Source organism: Vogesella lacus (assembly GCF_979366295.1).
Map to the genome: position 1 here is coordinate 147,577 of NZ_CEETQT010000006.1, position 15,549 is coordinate 163,125.

15 protein-coding genes are annotated in these 15,549 nt (G+C 59.9%); 9 read left to right on the top strand and 6 right to left on the bottom strand.

What is annotated here, in order from left to right; translation table 11 throughout:
* Positions 1–3: 3 nt before the first annotated feature.
* The 4 genes from ACZ9W6_RS09520 (at position 4) to ppnP (ending at position 3,566) form a co-directional block, all read left to right on the top strand.
* Positions 4–942 carry a complex I NDUFA9 subunit family protein gene (locus tag ACZ9W6_RS09520; RefSeq protein WP_465190879.1) on the top strand — a complete coding sequence of 313 codons (939 nt, stop codon included), beginning with the start codon at positions 4–6 and terminating at the stop codon, positions 940–942.
* A complete protein-coding gene (locus tag ACZ9W6_RS09525) occupies positions 939–2,174 on the top strand; it encodes a multifunctional CCA addition/repair protein (protein ID WP_465190880.1) in 1,236 nt (411 codons plus the stop codon). The genes ACZ9W6_RS09520 and ACZ9W6_RS09525 overlap by 4 nt, the downstream gene beginning before the upstream one ends.
* Before the next feature lie 135 nt (positions 2,175–2,309).
* Positions 2,310–3,161: an SPFH domain-containing protein gene (locus ACZ9W6_RS09530; protein WP_465190881.1), complete on the top strand. Its 852-nt coding sequence runs from the start codon at positions 2,310–2,312 to the stop codon at positions 3,159–3,161.
* A 93-nt stretch (positions 3,162–3,254) separates the two neighbouring features.
* Positions 3,255–3,566 (top strand): pyrimidine/purine nucleoside phosphorylase, encoded by a 312-nt coding sequence (gene ppnP / locus ACZ9W6_RS09535; protein ID WP_465190882.1) that lies wholly within the window; start codon positions 3,255–3,257, stop codon positions 3,564–3,566.
* 66 nt (positions 3,567–3,632) lie between these two features.
* On the opposite strand, the gene ACZ9W6_RS09540 is transcribed toward ppnP, so the two are convergent.
* A complete protein-coding gene (locus ACZ9W6_RS09540; RefSeq protein ID WP_465190883.1) occupies positions 3,633–4,208 on the bottom strand; it encodes a lysophospholipid acyltransferase family protein in 576 nt (191 codons plus the stop codon).
* A gap of 95 nt (positions 4,209–4,303) precedes the next feature.
* On the bottom strand, positions 4,304–4,789 hold the full coding sequence (locus ACZ9W6_RS09545) for an AtaL-like protein (RefSeq protein ID WP_465190884.1): 486 nt from the start codon (positions 4,787–4,789) through the stop codon (positions 4,304–4,306).
* A 338-nt stretch (positions 4,790–5,127) separates the two neighbouring features.
* Between ACZ9W6_RS09545 and ACZ9W6_RS09550 the strand changes: the two genes are divergently transcribed.
* A complete protein-coding gene (locus tag ACZ9W6_RS09550; RefSeq protein ID WP_465190885.1) occupies positions 5,128–6,027 on the top strand; it encodes a hypothetical protein in 900 nt (299 codons plus the stop codon).
* 47 nt (positions 6,028–6,074) lie between these two features.
* On the opposite strand, the gene ACZ9W6_RS09555 is transcribed toward ACZ9W6_RS09550, so the two are convergent.
* On the bottom strand, positions 6,075–6,689 hold the full coding sequence (locus ACZ9W6_RS09555) for a helix-turn-helix transcriptional regulator (RefSeq protein WP_465190886.1): 615 nt from the start codon (positions 6,687–6,689) through the stop codon (positions 6,075–6,077).
* Complete coding sequence (locus ACZ9W6_RS09560; protein WP_465190887.1) at positions 6,689–7,924, bottom strand: MFS transporter; 1,236 nt, start codon at positions 7,922–7,924, stop codon at positions 6,689–6,691. The genes ACZ9W6_RS09555 and ACZ9W6_RS09560 overlap by 1 nt, the downstream gene beginning before the upstream one ends.
* Positions 7,925–8,090: 166 nt before the next feature.
* Here ACZ9W6_RS09560 and ACZ9W6_RS09565 point away from each other — a divergent pair, with 166 nt between their 5' ends.
* The 4 genes from ACZ9W6_RS09565 (at position 8,091) to msrB (ending at position 11,617) form a co-directional block, all read left to right on the top strand.
* Positions 8,091–9,455, top strand: coding sequence for a deoxyguanosinetriphosphate triphosphohydrolase (locus tag ACZ9W6_RS09565; protein WP_465190888.1), 1,365 nt, complete (start codon positions 8,091–8,093; stop codon positions 9,453–9,455).
* Between the two features lie 113 nt (positions 9,456–9,568).
* Positions 9,569–10,444 carry an AEC family transporter gene (locus ACZ9W6_RS09570; RefSeq protein ID WP_465190889.1) on the top strand — a complete coding sequence of 292 codons (876 nt, stop codon included), beginning with the start codon at positions 9,569–9,571 and terminating at the stop codon, positions 10,442–10,444.
* Between the two features lie 70 nt (positions 10,445–10,514).
* Positions 10,515–11,165, top strand: a complete 651-nt coding sequence (locus tag ACZ9W6_RS09575) for a histidine phosphatase family protein (protein WP_465190890.1) — start codon at positions 10,515–10,517, stop codon at positions 11,163–11,165.
* A 53-nt stretch (positions 11,166–11,218) separates the two neighbouring features.
* Positions 11,219–11,617, top strand: coding sequence for a peptide-methionine (R)-S-oxide reductase MsrB (msrB, locus tag ACZ9W6_RS09580; protein ID WP_465190891.1), 399 nt, complete (start codon positions 11,219–11,221; stop codon positions 11,615–11,617).
* 1 nt (position 11,618) lies between these two features.
* Here msrB and ACZ9W6_RS09585 read toward each other — a convergent pair whose 3' ends face one another.
* Together ACZ9W6_RS09585 and ACZ9W6_RS09590 are read right to left on the bottom strand one after the other, a co-directional pair.
* Entirely contained in the window at positions 11,619–13,346 is a 1,728-nt protein-coding gene (locus tag ACZ9W6_RS09585; RefSeq protein ID WP_465190892.1) for a sensor domain-containing diguanylate cyclase, read from the bottom strand.
* A gap of 86 nt (positions 13,347–13,432) precedes the next feature.
* Positions 13,433–15,436, bottom strand: a complete 2,004-nt coding sequence (locus ACZ9W6_RS09590; RefSeq protein WP_465190893.1) for a site-specific recombinase — start codon at positions 15,434–15,436, stop codon at positions 13,433–13,435.
* Positions 15,437–15,549: the final 113 nt, after the last annotated feature.

Below are 15,549 nucleotides of genomic sequence, written 5' to 3' on the forward strand. Positions count from 1 at the left end.
ATGATGACCCGCAAGATCGCACTGATAGGCGCATCCGGCTTTCTGGGCCGTTATGTCGCTGAAGCCCTGAGCCGTGCCGGCTTTCGCCTGAGCATCGCCACCCGCAATCGCGAGCGGCACAAGGCTGACCTGCTGCCGCTGCCCGGCTGCGAGCTGATCGAATGCAATGTCCACGACGAGAAAGCGCTGGCACGCCTGCTGGCTGGCCATGATGCGGTAATCAGCATGGTCGGCATCCTGCATGGCAAGCGCGCCGATTTCGAACGCGCCCATGTCCAGCTTGCCAGCAAGATTATCGCCGCCTGCCAGCAACAGGGCATCCGCCGCATCGTGCACATCAGCGCACTCGGGGCAGCCGAAAACGCGCCCAGCGACTACCAGCAGACCAAGGGCAAGGCCGAGAGCCTGCTCAAGCAAAGTGCGCTGGATGTCACCATCTTGCGCCCTTCGGTGATTTTCGGCGCTGGCGACAGCTTTTTGACCCTGTTTGCCAGCCTGTCGGCCAAAGTGCCCTTCATCCCGCTCGCGGGTGCTACTACCCGTTTCGCACCGGTATGGGTGGGTGATGTGGCCCGCGCTGTCGCCATCAGCCTGCAGGACGACAGCACCATCGGCCAGCAGTTTGATCTGGCCGGCCCGCATGTCTACACCCTGCGCGAGCTGGTTGCCTATGCGGCCAACCTTGGCGGCCATCCGCGCTGCATCATTGCGCTGCCGGAAGGCCTGGCCATGCTGCAAGCCGGCCTGATGGAATGCCTGCCCGGCCAGCCACCGCTAAGCCGCGACAATGTGCGTTCGCTGCGGGTCGACAATGTCAGCGAGCAGCCCTTCCCGTCACGGTTTGGTACGCCGGCTGCGCTAGAATCCATCGCCCCGGGCTATCTGGGCACGCACGAATTCAATCACACCATGTGTCATTACCGGGAGTCGGCTGGCCGATGAAATACTTTATTGTCGGCGGCGCGGTTCGCGACCGCCTGCTGGGCCTGGCGGTGAAAGACCGCGACTGGGTAGTAGTAGGCAGTACACCCGAGGCGATGCTGGCCAAGGGCTTCCGCCCGGTCGGCAAGGATTTTCCGGTCTTTCTGCACCCGCGCACCCAGGAGGAATACGCACTGGCGCGCACCGAGCGCAAGGTTGGCCGCGGCTATCACGGCTTTACCTTTCATGCCGCGCCGGATGTGACGCTGGAAGAAGACCTGATCCGCCGCGACCTCACCATCAACGCGATTGCCGAGGATGACGACGGCCAGCTGATCGACCCGCACGGTGGTCAGGCGGATCTGGCAGCGCGACTGTTGCGCCATGTCAGCCCGGCCTTTGCCGAAGATCCGGTACGCATCTTGCGACTGGCGCGTTTTGCTGCCCGTTTTGACTTTGCTGTCGCGCCGGAAACCATGGCGCTGATGCGGCAGATGGTGGCCGAAGGCGAAGTCGATGCGCTGGTGGCCGAGCGCGTGTGGGCCGAGCTGGCCAAGGGCCTGATGTGTGACAAGCCATCCCGCATGTTTGCCGTGCTGCGCGAATGCGGTGCTCTGGCCAGATTGCTGCCCGAAGTCGATGCGCTGTTCGGCGTGCCGCAACGTGCCGACTACCACCCCGAGATCGACACCGGCGATCATGTGATGCGCGTGCTCGATTACAGCGCGGCTTGCGGCCAACCTTTGACCGTGCGCTTTGCCGCGCTGATGCATGATCTGGGCAAGGCGCTGACGCCGGCCGATGTGTTGCCACGCCATATCGGCCACGAAGGTCGCGGTGAAAAACCGCTGCTGGCCCTGTGCGAACGGTTGCGCGTGCCGGCCGACTGTCGCGACCTCGCACGGCTGGCGGTGCTGTATCACACCAAGATTCACACCGTAGCCCAGCTGCGCGACGACACCGTGCTGCGCCTCTTGCGCGACTGCGATGCACTGCGCCGCCCCGAGCGTTTCCTGCAGCTGCTGGCCAGCTGCGTGGCCGATGCGCGTGGTCGCCTGCATTTCGAACAGTGCGACTACCCGCAAGCCGACTGGCTGGCCGCCATGCAGGCCGCTGCGGCGGCTATCGATGCCGGTGCGGTGGCACGCGACTGCGCCGACAAGACGCAGATTCCGGCCGCGGTCGATGCCGCAAGGTTGGCCGCCATCACCGCCTGGCGCGATCAACACCCGCAAAGCCGGCAAAAAGCCTGATCCGACCGGCACAGAATCGTGCAGCCACGGCTGGCTGCACGATTTACTCACGACTCTGGCGTCTTGAGGCATAAACCAGCCGCCAATCGTGAAATCAATGTCATAATTTGCGCCTCACCCACCGAGGAGCAAATCATGGATTTCACTCTCATCATCATCGGCCTGCTGTTGCTGATCGGCCTTGGCGGCCTGCGCATCATCGACCAGCAGACCCTCGCCATTGTCGAAACCTTCGGCAAATTCTCGCGCGTATTGTCTCCCGGCCTTAACTGGATTTTCCCCGGCATCCAGCGCATTGCCAGCTCGATGGATTTGCGTGTCAGCGAGCTGTCGGCTCAGGTCGAGGTAAAGACTCGCGACAATATGTTTGTGGCGATGCCGGTTGCCATCATGGTGCGGGTGATTCCGGAACGCGCCGCCGATGCCTACTACCAGCTCGCCAATCCGCAGGCGCAAGTCACCACCTGGGTGCTCAATAATCTGCGCTCCTCCACCGCCACCATGACGCTGATGGATCTGTACGAAGACCGCGACAAGCTGGCGCAAGAGATGCAAGGCACGCTGGCCGAGCGCATGGGCAGCTATGGCTACGAGATTGTCAGCGTGCTGATTGACCAGCCATCGGTGTCCGAAGAGGTGCAGCAGGCCTTCAACGGCGTGATTGCATCCGAGCGCAAGCGCGAGGCCGCAGTACAAGAAGCCGAAGCCAAACGCATCCTGATCCTCGGCGAAGCGCGCGCCGAAGCCGAATCGCAAAAGCTGCGGGCCGAGGGCCTGGCGCAAGCCCGTTCCATTCTCGCCTCCAGCCTGACCGAGGCGATTGCCCAGGCCAAGGGCAGCGGCATCAGCGAACAAGACATCATGTATCTGCTGCTGGAGACCAATCGCCTGGATACCGTCAAATATGCCAGCGAGAAAGGCAAGCTGGTGCTGATGGACTTGCGCGCCGGCCGTGGCGAAACCGCGGTCCAGTTGCCACTGGACTGATCCGCGTCAGCCGTATTGACGTTTTTGCAGCGCACAAGGCATGATGGACTGACAACAGCGGCATAAGCCGCGTGGACCTAGATTGGAGAAACCATGAGTCAGTTCGACAACGTCAGCGTTGTAAAAGAGGCCAACGTCTATTTTGACGGCAAGTGCGTCAGTCACAGCATCATCATGCCCGACGGCAGCAAGAAATCGGTCGGCGTCATCCTGCCAAGTAAATTGCTGTTCAGCACCGGCGCTGCCGAGGTGATGGAAATCCTGGCCGGCCAGTGCCTGGTCACCCAGGCCGGCGAAACCAGCGCCACCGCCTATGCTGCCGGCCAACGTTTCAGCGTACCTGCCGAGAGCAGCTTCCAGATCGAAGTCAGCGACACCGTGCACTACGTCTGCCACTTCGGCTAAGCCGGATTCGGCCACATGAAAAAAGGGAGCGATATGCTCCCTTTTTTCATCGCCGTCTTGCGGCATTTACTGGTTTTGCGGGTTTTTACCGGTAATGCCGCGGTAGAACTCGCGAATCTCCGGCAGGTCTTTCTCGATATTGCCGCTCGGGTAGAACAGCTTGCCGACACCGCCACGGCGGGTCTTGAAGTCGAGATAAGCCAGTGCAATCGGCACACCCGCGCCATAAGCAATATGGTAGAAGCCGGTTTTCCACTCCTTCACCTGCGAACGGGTGCCTTCAGGCGGAATCGCCAACACCAGCTGGCGGGATGACTGCATGCGGCCAACCATCTGCTCGACCAGCGAGTTTTTCTGCCGACGATCAACCGGCACGCCACCCAGCCAGCGCATGACCGGCCCCAGTGGGCCGGCAAACAGTGTGTGCTTACCCATCCAGTACAGCTTGGCACGGCCGGCAAAGCAGAACATCAGCGTGAACGGAAAATCCCAGTTACTGGTATGCGGCGCGCCGATCAGCACGTATTTATCCAGCTTCGGGAACTCGCCATCCAGCCGCCAGCCCAGCAGGCGCAGCATGATGACGGAAAAAATGCGGCAAATGGTACGCAAGACTGGCGTATCGAAAATGGTGTACTGCATATAAGCCCCGTAAAGCGATAACCAGCAGGGGCTAACGCAAGAATAACCTTTCGGCCAAGCCGGCAATTCTACCTGCAATCAGCCATGCCGGGCGATTACTGCGGCGGCAGGCCACCTTCGTAGGCCAGCTGCAGGATACGCTTGGCCAGCTCCAGATCAGTCTCGCGATAAGCGGATTGCAGATACGGCAGCAGACGCTCGAGCTCCTCGGCCGAAGTCTCGGCATCTGCCTGCACTTCGGTCTCGTAACGGAAGCGTACAAACAGCACGCCAGCTTCCGGCTCTTCGATAATCATGCTGCGCCTGGCGGCCGGATGCTCTGCCGATGCCTGCGTTTCGTAATGCACGGCATTGCCATGATCCAGCTGCACACGCTCGATCACCACCAGCGCGCCAAAATGAATCTCGCGGGTAAAGCCATCAGCGTGCTTGTCGCAGATATCGCAGAAGGTGATGTTCTCGTCGAAAGTCATCGGCAGTTGGGCGCGACAAAGCAGGCCTTGCCATAGTACCTCGCGGGCGATGCTGGGGGCGCTGACTTCTGGCGGCGGGGTCATGCGGATCAGGTGTTCAAACTTCATATGGACACTCTTGCTTCAGTAGTTTCATTCACACCACATTGTACCGTGGTTGCTAAAGCACCACAGCGCAGCATGCTCATCATCATTTTTTATAATCAAAAGAATCATATAACTTGATAGTGCATGGTTAGCTTGAATGACAACAGCACTTTCTTAACACTTTCTAAAGATATCTTTGGAATCCAACATTGTTTTGGCAGATACAATTGTGAGAAAATCAAGATATTCAAAAGTCATTTGCAACTTCTGTGCAAGCTGACAACAAAACAATAAAACAGACACATAAATACAGAAGATCAGCCCCATTTCAATACATAACCACGGGTTAGATTCTCCTCATGACCATCCCCCTGCAAAAACACCTGTACCTGAGCAATCAGGCGGTTCAGCAATTCGTAGAGCAATTGGCCAGCTGGCTCGATGGCGAGTCTTTTGGCGAGCACCAGTTTTATGTACGCGACAAGATCCTGCCGGACAACTACAACCGTCAGTTCCATGCGAGTACGCTAGAAGAAGCCCAGTCCCGTTTCTACTGGAATGGCCGTCATTATGATGAACACCAGGCGATCAACCAGCGCCTGCGCAAGCAGTTGGCCGCCGCCATGGTTGGCAGCAAGGAAGACCTGGTTCAGGTCGTTGATGAAATTCTGCTGTGGGCATCCGGCGGCAAGGTTATCAAGCTGTACACCTACAACCGCGACTGGGCCAAGAACAATGCCGCCCAGCTGGCCGACAAGATCAGCCAGAGCCTTGCCATCCTGCGTGATATCGAGCCGGACTGCAGTGATTTTGAAGGCTATCTGCGCATGAACGCAGGCTTTACCAAGGTCTACTCCCTGGCCGCGCCTGATCTGATGTCTTACGACGGCCGCACCGGCGCTGCCATGGGTTTCCTGGTTCGCCAGTACTGCGAAAAGCACCGCATCCTGCTGGATCCCTGTCTGTGCTTCCCGTGGGCGCCAGGTGCCTCCACGATGAATCGTAATCCGAGCACCGACCTGCTGCACTTCAAGCAGCTGGCCAACCGCAGTCGCTTCCACGCCGAGTGGAAAATCCGCGCCACCTGGGTTGTGAATGCCGCCCGCGAAATGGCCAAGAGCAGCTGGTGCAAAGGCGACGACGGCCTGCGCCGCGTTGAAGCCGCGCTGTTCATGATCGGCTACGACATTCCGCTGGCCAGACATGGTAATCATCGCAGCAATCGCCCGCTGCCCAATCAGCAGATCAGCCAGAACTGAGCTGTCTGCCACTAAAAAACAGGCCTCGCCAATGCAGGGCCTGTTTTTTATTGCTGCCGGATCAGGTAAACACAGCGCTGATCACCACCCAGCAGATGTTGTTCGCGGCTGACTTGCGCCTCGGGCAGCAGCGTCTGGAACTGGGCAAGCTCCGAACGACAAAAACCCTGACAAACCTTGGCCGCACTGCAGATCGGACAATGATGCTCGATCAGCAACCAGCCTTGCCCATGCGCTTGCAGCTCGGCCATATAGCCCTCTTCGCTGCGCGCTGCTGCCAATGCGGCCAACCTTTCCGCCGTTGTGTTTAATCCTTCCAGCCTTGCCTGATACTGCGCCAGCATCTCGCCCTCGCGCGCAGTCACCAGCGACTCCAGCGCCGCCTCGCCCAGCTGCGCACGCAGCAGAGTCAGCAGCTGCACCGTCATCTCGGCGTGGCGATCCGGATAGCGCGCATGGCCGGCAGCAGCCAGCCGCCAGTAACGCGCTGGCCGGCCACGGCCTTCGATCTTGTCCAGCGTTTCCAGCAGGCCCTGCTCTTCCAGCTGCAGCAAGTGCTTGCGCACGCCCATGCTGGTCAGACCCAGGGTGGCAGCCAACTGCGCGGCGGTCTGCTCGCCCTGCTTTTTCAACTGCAAAAGAATGCTGTCGGCACTACTCATCACGCCACCTCCGCCAGTTTGATCTGCGGCAGACGCATGATGCGATTGAGCCTGATCACCGCCAGCAGGCACACCACGCCGCCCAACCCCAGCACCAGACGGGTATCAAACAGGGTCAGCAAGCTGCCGATAATCGCAATCAGCACATTGCTGATGCAGAAGATGGTCGACAGCAAACCCATCACGCTGCCTTGGCCGTGCTCGGCAAAACGCTCGGCACACCAGCTCGGCAGTACCGCGTTGTACAGCGACAGCGGAATACCCAGCAGCACGATGAACAGCATACCGGTCGGCGCCGGTGTTAACGACAGCCCCAGCATCAACACGCCCGAGCACACGGCAAACAAGCGCGCACGGCGTAGCGGATCAGCGGCCTTGTCACCCTTGCGGCCAACCATGGTGCTGGACAGCGTCATCAAGGCGCACAGGCCTGCCGTCGTCCAGGCGATGCCGGTGCTGTCCAGCCGCGCAAACTCGACCAGCCACAGCGGATAAAACTCGTAAAAGGCATTCACCCCCAGCGCAAACAACAGCTGCATCCAGAACACCGCCGCCAGCGCCGAATCCTTGGCCAGGAGGCGAAATGCGTGCTGCTGGTGAATGGCGCGCAACAGGCTGCTGCCCTGCAGGCCCTTGGCCTCGCCAGTCTCGGGCAAGACCCACAGCAGAATCGCCAGGCACGGCAGCAAGGCGCCAGCGCCAATCAGGAAAGGCACCGGCTCACCCAGCGGCAGGGTGAAGCCGCCTATCATTGGGCCGACCAGCCAGCCCAGATACAGCACCGCATTGAGCAAGGCAAACGAGCGGGTACGGTCAAGCTGCGGATGCAGATCAGACACGATGGCACGCGCCACCGCGACATTGCCCTCGGTCAGGCCGGTCAGGAAACGTGCGAGCACAAACAGCAGATACCAGCGCGCATCGAGCGCCCAGGCGGTCAGGAGATAACCGAGCAAGGTCAGTCCCAGTGTCACCAGCAATACCTTGCGGCGGCCGACACGGTCGGACAGTGCGCCGATAAACACGCTGCCGATCAGAATGCCCAAAGGGTTGGCCGCAAGCGCGATACCCAGCAGCAGTTTGGGCGGCAAGCCGGCAAAGTGATTAAAAGCATCGGCCGGCGCATCGACAAAAATCGGCGCCAGAATCGGGTAAGGCATGGCCACGCCGGCGGTACTCATCAGTGCGACGAGACAGACGGCAAGCAGGATCAGTTTGGGGTGGGCGACAGTCATGGGGGTAAATCCGGATTATTGTTCTGATTGATCACAAGACAGCCACGTGGGACTGAGCTCATGATCGGATTGATAATTTATAAACCAAAAAGATTACAAATGCAATGGCATGCTCCGCCCCTTGCCATTCGTGGCATCATGAAGCTTCACACTGACGGGGTAATTTATGACTCAGCCAAGCATGCCATGGTCGCGCCTGCTCTCCACCCGCCGCTTCAAGCTGGCCGATGGCCAGGTTGTCACCACCCGCACACCCGCCACGATTGAAGGTGCCGCCGGGCTGCGCAGCGATTTTCATATCGACCACGACCGCGTGGTGTTTTCCAGCGCCTTTCGCCGCCTCGGGCGCAAGACCCAGGTGCATCCGCTGGCCGCGCACGATCACACCCACAACCGGCTGACTCACAGCGTTGAAGTCGCCAGCGTTGGCCGCAGCCTCGGCAACCGTGTCGGCGCGATGATGCAGGCCGGCCAGCTGCTGCCCGAAGGCATCACGCCTTTTGATATCGGCAGCATCGTACAGGTAGCCTGCCTTGCCCACGACATCGGCAACCCGCCTTTCGGCCATACCGGCGAAGAGGCGCTGCGCGAATGGTTTCGTGACCCGAAACACGCCGGTTTCCTGACCGGCCTGTCCGAGGCACAGCAGGCCGATGTGCAGACTTATGAAGGCAATGCCCACGGCCTGCGCATGGTTTCCAGCCTCGAGATGTACCGCCACGCCGGCGGCATGCGCCTGACTGCCGCCGCCATCGGCGCGCTGATCAAATACCCGTGGTGCGCTGATTCGCCCCGCGCACAGGCGCGCGGCAAGTTCAATATCTACCAGACCGAGCTGCCCTACTTCAGCCAGATCGCCGACGAACTGGGCCTGCTGCAGCTGGCACCGCAACAATGGGCGCGCCATCCGCTGTCTTACCTGATGGAGGCCGCCGACGACATCTGTTACGCGATTCTGGATCTGGAAGACGCAGTCGAAATCGGCATCCTGGATGTGCGCGAGTTCGAGGCGCTGTTCAGCCGCTTTGACGAAACCAGCAGCGTTTGGCCGGTTGAAAACCACGGCCAGCACTGTGCCAAGCTGCGCGGCATCGCCATTGGCCAATGTGTGGCCGAAGTCGCCGACAAGTTCATGCTGCATCAGGATACCCTACTCGCCGGTGCCTTCCCGGCCAAAGACCTGATTGACGTCTGCAACGGCGAAATCAAGGAAACGCTGATCGCCGCCAAGGAGCTGGCCAGCCACAAGGTTTACCGCCACCGCACCAAGCTCGTCACCGAGTTGGCCGCCTACCCCTGCATCGCCACCATACTCGATGTACTGGTACCGGCCGTGGCCGAGCATGTACGTCACCCCGAACGCAAGCTCAGTTACCGCCACCAGCTGGCACTGAACCTGCTGCCGGCACCCGTCGTACCGGCGGCCGGGCTGTACGCTGCCTATATGCAGGTGCTGGATTTTGTCGGCGCGATGACGGACAACGCTGCGGCCAACCTGGCCCGCGAAGTGTCAGGTGTGGGCATCCTGTGATGCATCGCCAGATCAGACTGTTCTGTCAGCCGTACATTCTTGCGGGTTTACCCTCGGCCTCATCACGGCCGGATCGGGTAACAATGGCAGTCTGACAATCCGGGGTTAGCCATATGTTCGAGCGCATCGTCACCATCATCCTGCCGGTACTGGTCATCGTCCTCTGTGGCTGGCTGTATGCCCGCCACAGCAAGCCGGATATGCGTGCGGCCAACAAGTTGAATATGGACGTCTGCGTGCCGCTGCTGGTGTTCTCGGCGCTGGCAGCGCGTGATTTTCAGCTGGCGGCACAATGGCAGCTGATCCCCGCCGCCATCATCGTAGTACTGGTTTCCGGCCTGATAGCCTGGCCGGTAGCACGCTTTGCCGGCGTCAGCCCGCGCACGCTCCTGCCACCGGTGATGTTCAACAACTGCGGCAATATGGGCCTGCCGCTGGCCTTGCTGGCCTTCGGCCGCGAAGGGTTTCAGGCTTTTGTCGTACTTTTCGTGATTTCCAATCTGCTGCACTTCACGCTGGGCGCCTACATCTTTAGCCACCAGACCAGCCTTGCCAGCCTGAAGCGCAACCCTATCGTGATTGCCACGGCGCTGGGTCTGCTGTTCGGCCTGATGCAATGGCATCTGCCCGACTGGCTGATGACCGGCCTGAAAATGCTGGGCGACATGACCATTCCGCTGATGCTGTTTGCCCTAGGTGTACGCATGACCGATGTCAGTCTGGCTGGCTGGCGCGTCGGTCTGTTGGGTGCCGTATTGTGTCCGCTAACCGGCCTGCTGGCCGCACTGGCCTGCCTGCCACTGCTTGCGCTTAGCCAGCAGCAAACCGCCTTGTTGATCCTGTTTGGCAGCCTGCCACCCGCCGTGCTGAATTTCCTGATGGCCGAGCTTTACAAGCAGGAGCCGGACAAGATGGCGTCCATCGTGCTGATCGGCAATCTGGCCAGCCTGCTGTTCGTCCCGCTGGGCTTGATGTTTGCCTTGCGCTGAGCAGGCCTGAACGTTTGCGCCTGATTTTTGTCTTGCGTAGACTGCTCAATCCAATCATCGGGGATCATCAATGCCAGCCACTACCCATATCAGCCTTGTCCGTCATGGCGAAACCGACTGGAATGCCAGCCGCCGCCTGCAAGGCCATATTGATATCCCGCTCAACAATAACGGCCTCGAACAAGCCGCCCAGCTGGCGGTGGCATTCAGCCAGCGCCAGTTCCGTTTTGATGCCATGTACAGCAGTGACCTGCTGCGTGCCCACCAGACCGCGATTCCGCTTGCCACTGTTCTGGCATTGCCACTGACCACTGATGCCGCGCTACGCGAACGCCATATGGGTGTCTTGCAAGGCCTGACCGGCGACGAGGCTGCCGTACAGCAAGCCGATCACTGGCATGACTTCAAGAACGCGACACCCGGCAAGGATCTGGCCGGCGGCGAATGCCCGCAAACCTTCCGCCAGCGCGTGCAGGACGCCATCAGCGAACTCGCCAGCCAGCACCCGGGCCAGCACATCCTGCTGGTCACCCACGGTGGTGTGCTGGACATGGTTTATCGCATTGCCAAAGACATGCCGCTCGATGGTGCACGCAGCGTGGCCTTCCCCAATGCTGCCCTGAACCGTATCAAGGTTTCCAGCCAGGGTTGGGAAGTCGAACAATGGGCTGACACCAGCCATCTGACGCGCGAATCACTGGATGAAGTCGCCACCGGGTAAGAATCCGGCAGGCTGCACGACCAATCGTGGCAATGGCAGAAAAGGAGAACAGCATGCCTACCGTATTCAAGACTCCGGCGCAGTGGCAAGCGCAACTCAGCCCCGAGCAGTATCGCGTTACCCGCGAAGCCGGCACCGAACGCCCGTTCAGCGGCGAGCATTACTTCCACAACCATCGTGGCCGCTATTACTGCATCTGCTGTGATGCCTTGCTGTTCGAATCGGCCAGCAAGTTTGATGCTGGTTGTGGTTGGCCCAGCTTCTGGGAAGAAGCGGTGCCGGGCAGCATCCGCCGGATTCGTGATAGCAGCCACGGCATGATACGCACCGAGGTGCGCTGCGAAGCCTGCGACGCCCATCTGGGCCATGTTTTCCCGGATGGCCCGCCACCGACCGGCGAACGCTACTGCATCAACTCGGTCGCCATGCGCTTCGAGGCCGACGCCAGCTGATTCAAACGTTGGCCGCAGCCCTTACCCGGTTGCGGCCATCCTGCTTGGCCTTGTACAGCGCCTCATCCGCAAGACTCAAGGCTTGTGCCAAGCCCTCGACATCCCCGCACAAACAAACGCCAATGCTTGCTGTCATGCGGATTTGCCGCTCCGGCAAGTTAACCGGCGTATTTTCGATTGCCGCACGCAGCTGTTCGGCATAAGACAGGGCAAGTGGCAGATTGGCCGCCGGCAGCAGGATTACAAACTCCTCGCCACCGAAACGCGCCAGCAAGGCATCAGCCGGCACCACGGTCTGACAACTCTTCGCCAGACTCTGTAAAGCCGCATCCCCGGCATCATGCCCGTACTGGTCGTTGATCGATTTGAAATGATCCACATCCAGCAAGAGCACGGCAGCACGCTGCCCGTCTGCGGCCAACCCTTGCAGCAAGGGCGGCGCCTGCAAATAGAAGGCACGACGATTCAGCACATCGGTAAGGCTATCCCGATACGCCAGTCGATCCAGCATTCGCACCATGCCCTGACGCTCTTCCAGACTATCTGCCAGCTCGCGGTTGGCATGCTGCAGCTGAGCCGTACGCTCGGCAACCTTATCCTCTAGAGAGTGATTGAGACTGGCCAGCTTGCCACGCTCGACATCCACCCTTTGCAACAGCATTTGCATCGACTCACGCAGTTGCCGCGCTTCGTGATAGCCACGCGCCAGCGGCAAGCTCAGCTGCTGCTCGTCGGCATGCAAGGCATCCGCCGCTGCGGCCAAGTCACGCAAGGGCCGTGAAAAATGAATGGCCAACACTACACCCACGGCCGCAAACAGCAAGGCGCATACCAAGCCCGCCAGCAGCAGTTCGCCTTGAAGCGCCGTTACCGGTGCAAAAGCCTCGGCAGCCGGCTGTCGCAAGACTACTCGCCACCCCAGCCCCGGATAGTCAAGATAGCCCTTGGTGCTGGATACGCCGGTCAGGTACTCACCATCCGCCCAGGCCAGACGCCCCCAGCCCTGGCCACCCAGCGCTGCCAGATCAGGCAGGTCAGGCAGGTCAACCCCGTGCTTGCCATCCGGCGCGAGCAAGACATGGCCTTGCTGATTGATCACGAAAGCTTCGACATTGCCGTGACGCCTCGCCTGCAACAAGGTGCTGTCCGCCACCGAGCGCGACCAGCGCCACGCCATATGTGCGCCCAGCACACCGATCAGCTTCTTCTGCTGATCGAACACCGGCACGGCTACATCGACAAAACGCAAGGGGTCACCATTGGCCTCGCGTGGCAACTTGCTGGCCAGCAGCTTGGCATCGTGCACATCGCCGACAAAGCTGCCCTTCAAACCTTGCTGAAACCACGGACGCGCGCTCACCGACATACCCTGCAGCAAACCGCCCGTGGCATACACCACCTTGCCTTGCACATCGGCGAAGCCTATCCAGGCGTAGTCAGCGAAGTTTGCCTGCAACGATTCCAGCAGCGCACGGTTGACCGGCTGGCTGGCCGGGTTTTTGACCTGTCCCAGTGCCGCCAGAATATGAATATCGGCGTAGCGCTCCTGCATGCCGGTATCCAGCTTGTGACTGATCTGGAAGGCCAGCTCGTGCAGATCACGCCCGATATCATTGCTGACCTGGCGACTGGCCGCTTTCTCGAGCACCAGCACCAGGATGAGAGAAAGCAGCAGCGCCAACATGGCAAAAGACAAGGCCAGTACGCTTTTTAGTGAGAGTCGTCGCATCGTTTTTCTGTAATGACTGTCTGCCGGCCAAGTTAACAGGCCAACATGAAAAAGGATGGCTTGCGCCATCCTTTTTCACCAGACCATCAGGCCTTTTCCAGCGGGGCATCCGCCAGTTTCTTCGCCGCTGGCGGAATGAAAAAGTCCTTGGGCCCCTTGAGGAAGCGCCGCGCTACCGCCGGAATCAGCGGCAAGGCATCGCTACCCTTGAGCTTGCGCGAACGCAAAGCCACCCACAAGGCCAGACCAAAGCTGACAACTAGGTTGGTCATGCCGATCAGCGCCACGCCCAGCACCGACCACAACACAATCGCTGGCGGCAGCACATAGTCGTAAGCGACGGCCGCGTAAGACAGATAAGCCGAAGAGAAGGTGATGTGGCGGATATCCAGCGGCAAGCCCAGCAGGAAACCGATGGTACCGGTGACGCCAAGGAACATGCCGAAGTAGAAATTACCAGCCAGGCCGCCCAGGTTTTCACCGACATAACGCGCAAGGCGGTGCAAGCGCGCCTCCCCCAGCAGACTGCGCAACCACGAAACCGCCTCGAGGCGCTGCGGAATCTGCCGGTAGATCGCCTTGTTGTCGTAATAACCGGCAATCAACCCGGACAGGAACAGGAAAACCCCGGCAATGGCGGCATGGAAGATCGCCAAACTGGCCAGCGGATCCAGATCATGCAGCAGCAGCGCGGCCTTTTCGCGGCCAACTACCGGCGCGCCAAACAGATACTGCGCCGCCTCGGCAATTGCCCATGCCACCGGAATCGCCAGCATCACATTACCGACAATCGCAATGAACTGCGTACGCATCACCTTGACCACCAGCTCGGCCAGCTCGGCCATATTCGCCTTGCCACCGGCCTCGTGGATGGCTGCGGCCAACCTGGCTGCCGTCATCGCCGGCTGCTTGGTAGCGATGGTGAAATGCAGCAAATGCACCAGCATGAAACCCAGCGAGTAATTGAGACCGAAAGCGATCGCCTCCCAGATCAAGGGGAGATGCAGCTTGGCAATCAGAATCTTGAACAACGCCATGAAACCGACGATCACGCCGGCCCCCATCGCGGCCTTACCCATCTGCCACCACTCGCTGCGGTTTTCGGCAATGTAGTGCTCGCCATGCCGCCCCGCATGCTCGGTCACTTGCTTGGCCAGCAATTCAGTATTCACCGAAAACACATCCCTGAGGCTATAGCGGCGGTTCTCGGCCCTGACCAGCTCGGAGACAAAACGAAACAGGGTGCCATCGCTGGCGGGGCTCTTGCCAGCATCCAGCAAGGCCAGCAGTACGCGCATGCGATTGATGTGCTGGTGCAGGCGGGTTACGTGATAAGTCAGGCTGACCGATACCCCGCGCGAGGCAGCCGCCTTGCGCAGCTTGCCGATCAGTTCTTCGCACTGGTCCAGCAACACCTGGATCTGCCTGTCGTCCTCGGGCACCACCGTGTCATCGTGCATGGACTTGCGCACCGACTCGACAAAACGCATGGACTCGGCCGACAAGTGCAGAAATGGTGACTCGAAGCGTTCGATATCCGGATAGGTCTGTACCAGCTCTGGCTCCAGACCGATGGCTGCAATCCGCGCAGCCAGCACCTGCACGGCCTCCAGCATTTGCAAACGAATCGGATTGATCACGCTATGTGGCTCTTCCTGCCACGCCAGCGATTGCCATAACTCCTGACACACCTCGACAGGCATGCGGCCAACCCACTGGTAATCCTTGCGATCCGAAAAGATCAGCCCGAACTGGTCAATCAGATGACTCTCCGAACGCGCCGGAGGCAATAAGCGCTCGCCAATACGGCGGCGCAATGCCTGCGGCAGGGTCTCGTTCGACAGTGTGCCGCTATCGGTATAGAGCTGAACCTGGCGGGTTGACTTCAACAGATCAAGCAAGGCCCGGCGCAAGCCCTGGCGAAACTCTTCATGCCGGCCCAGCAGATACGTCAAGGCCCTGACATTGCTGACCGCCTGATTGATCTCGTCAACCGAGTCAGGCCTGATCCTGGCAATCAAGTCGGCCAGCATCGGTACGGGCGATTGCCCTGACTGACGCTTGGACATCATTATCAGTAGCTGATCCATGGTTCTCCAAAGTACTAACAATCTGATCTGCCGGGATTATATTGCAAAGCACAATGCCAACAGTACAAATCGGTATTAACAGACTTTGACCCTGCAGGCTTATACAGTGGCAT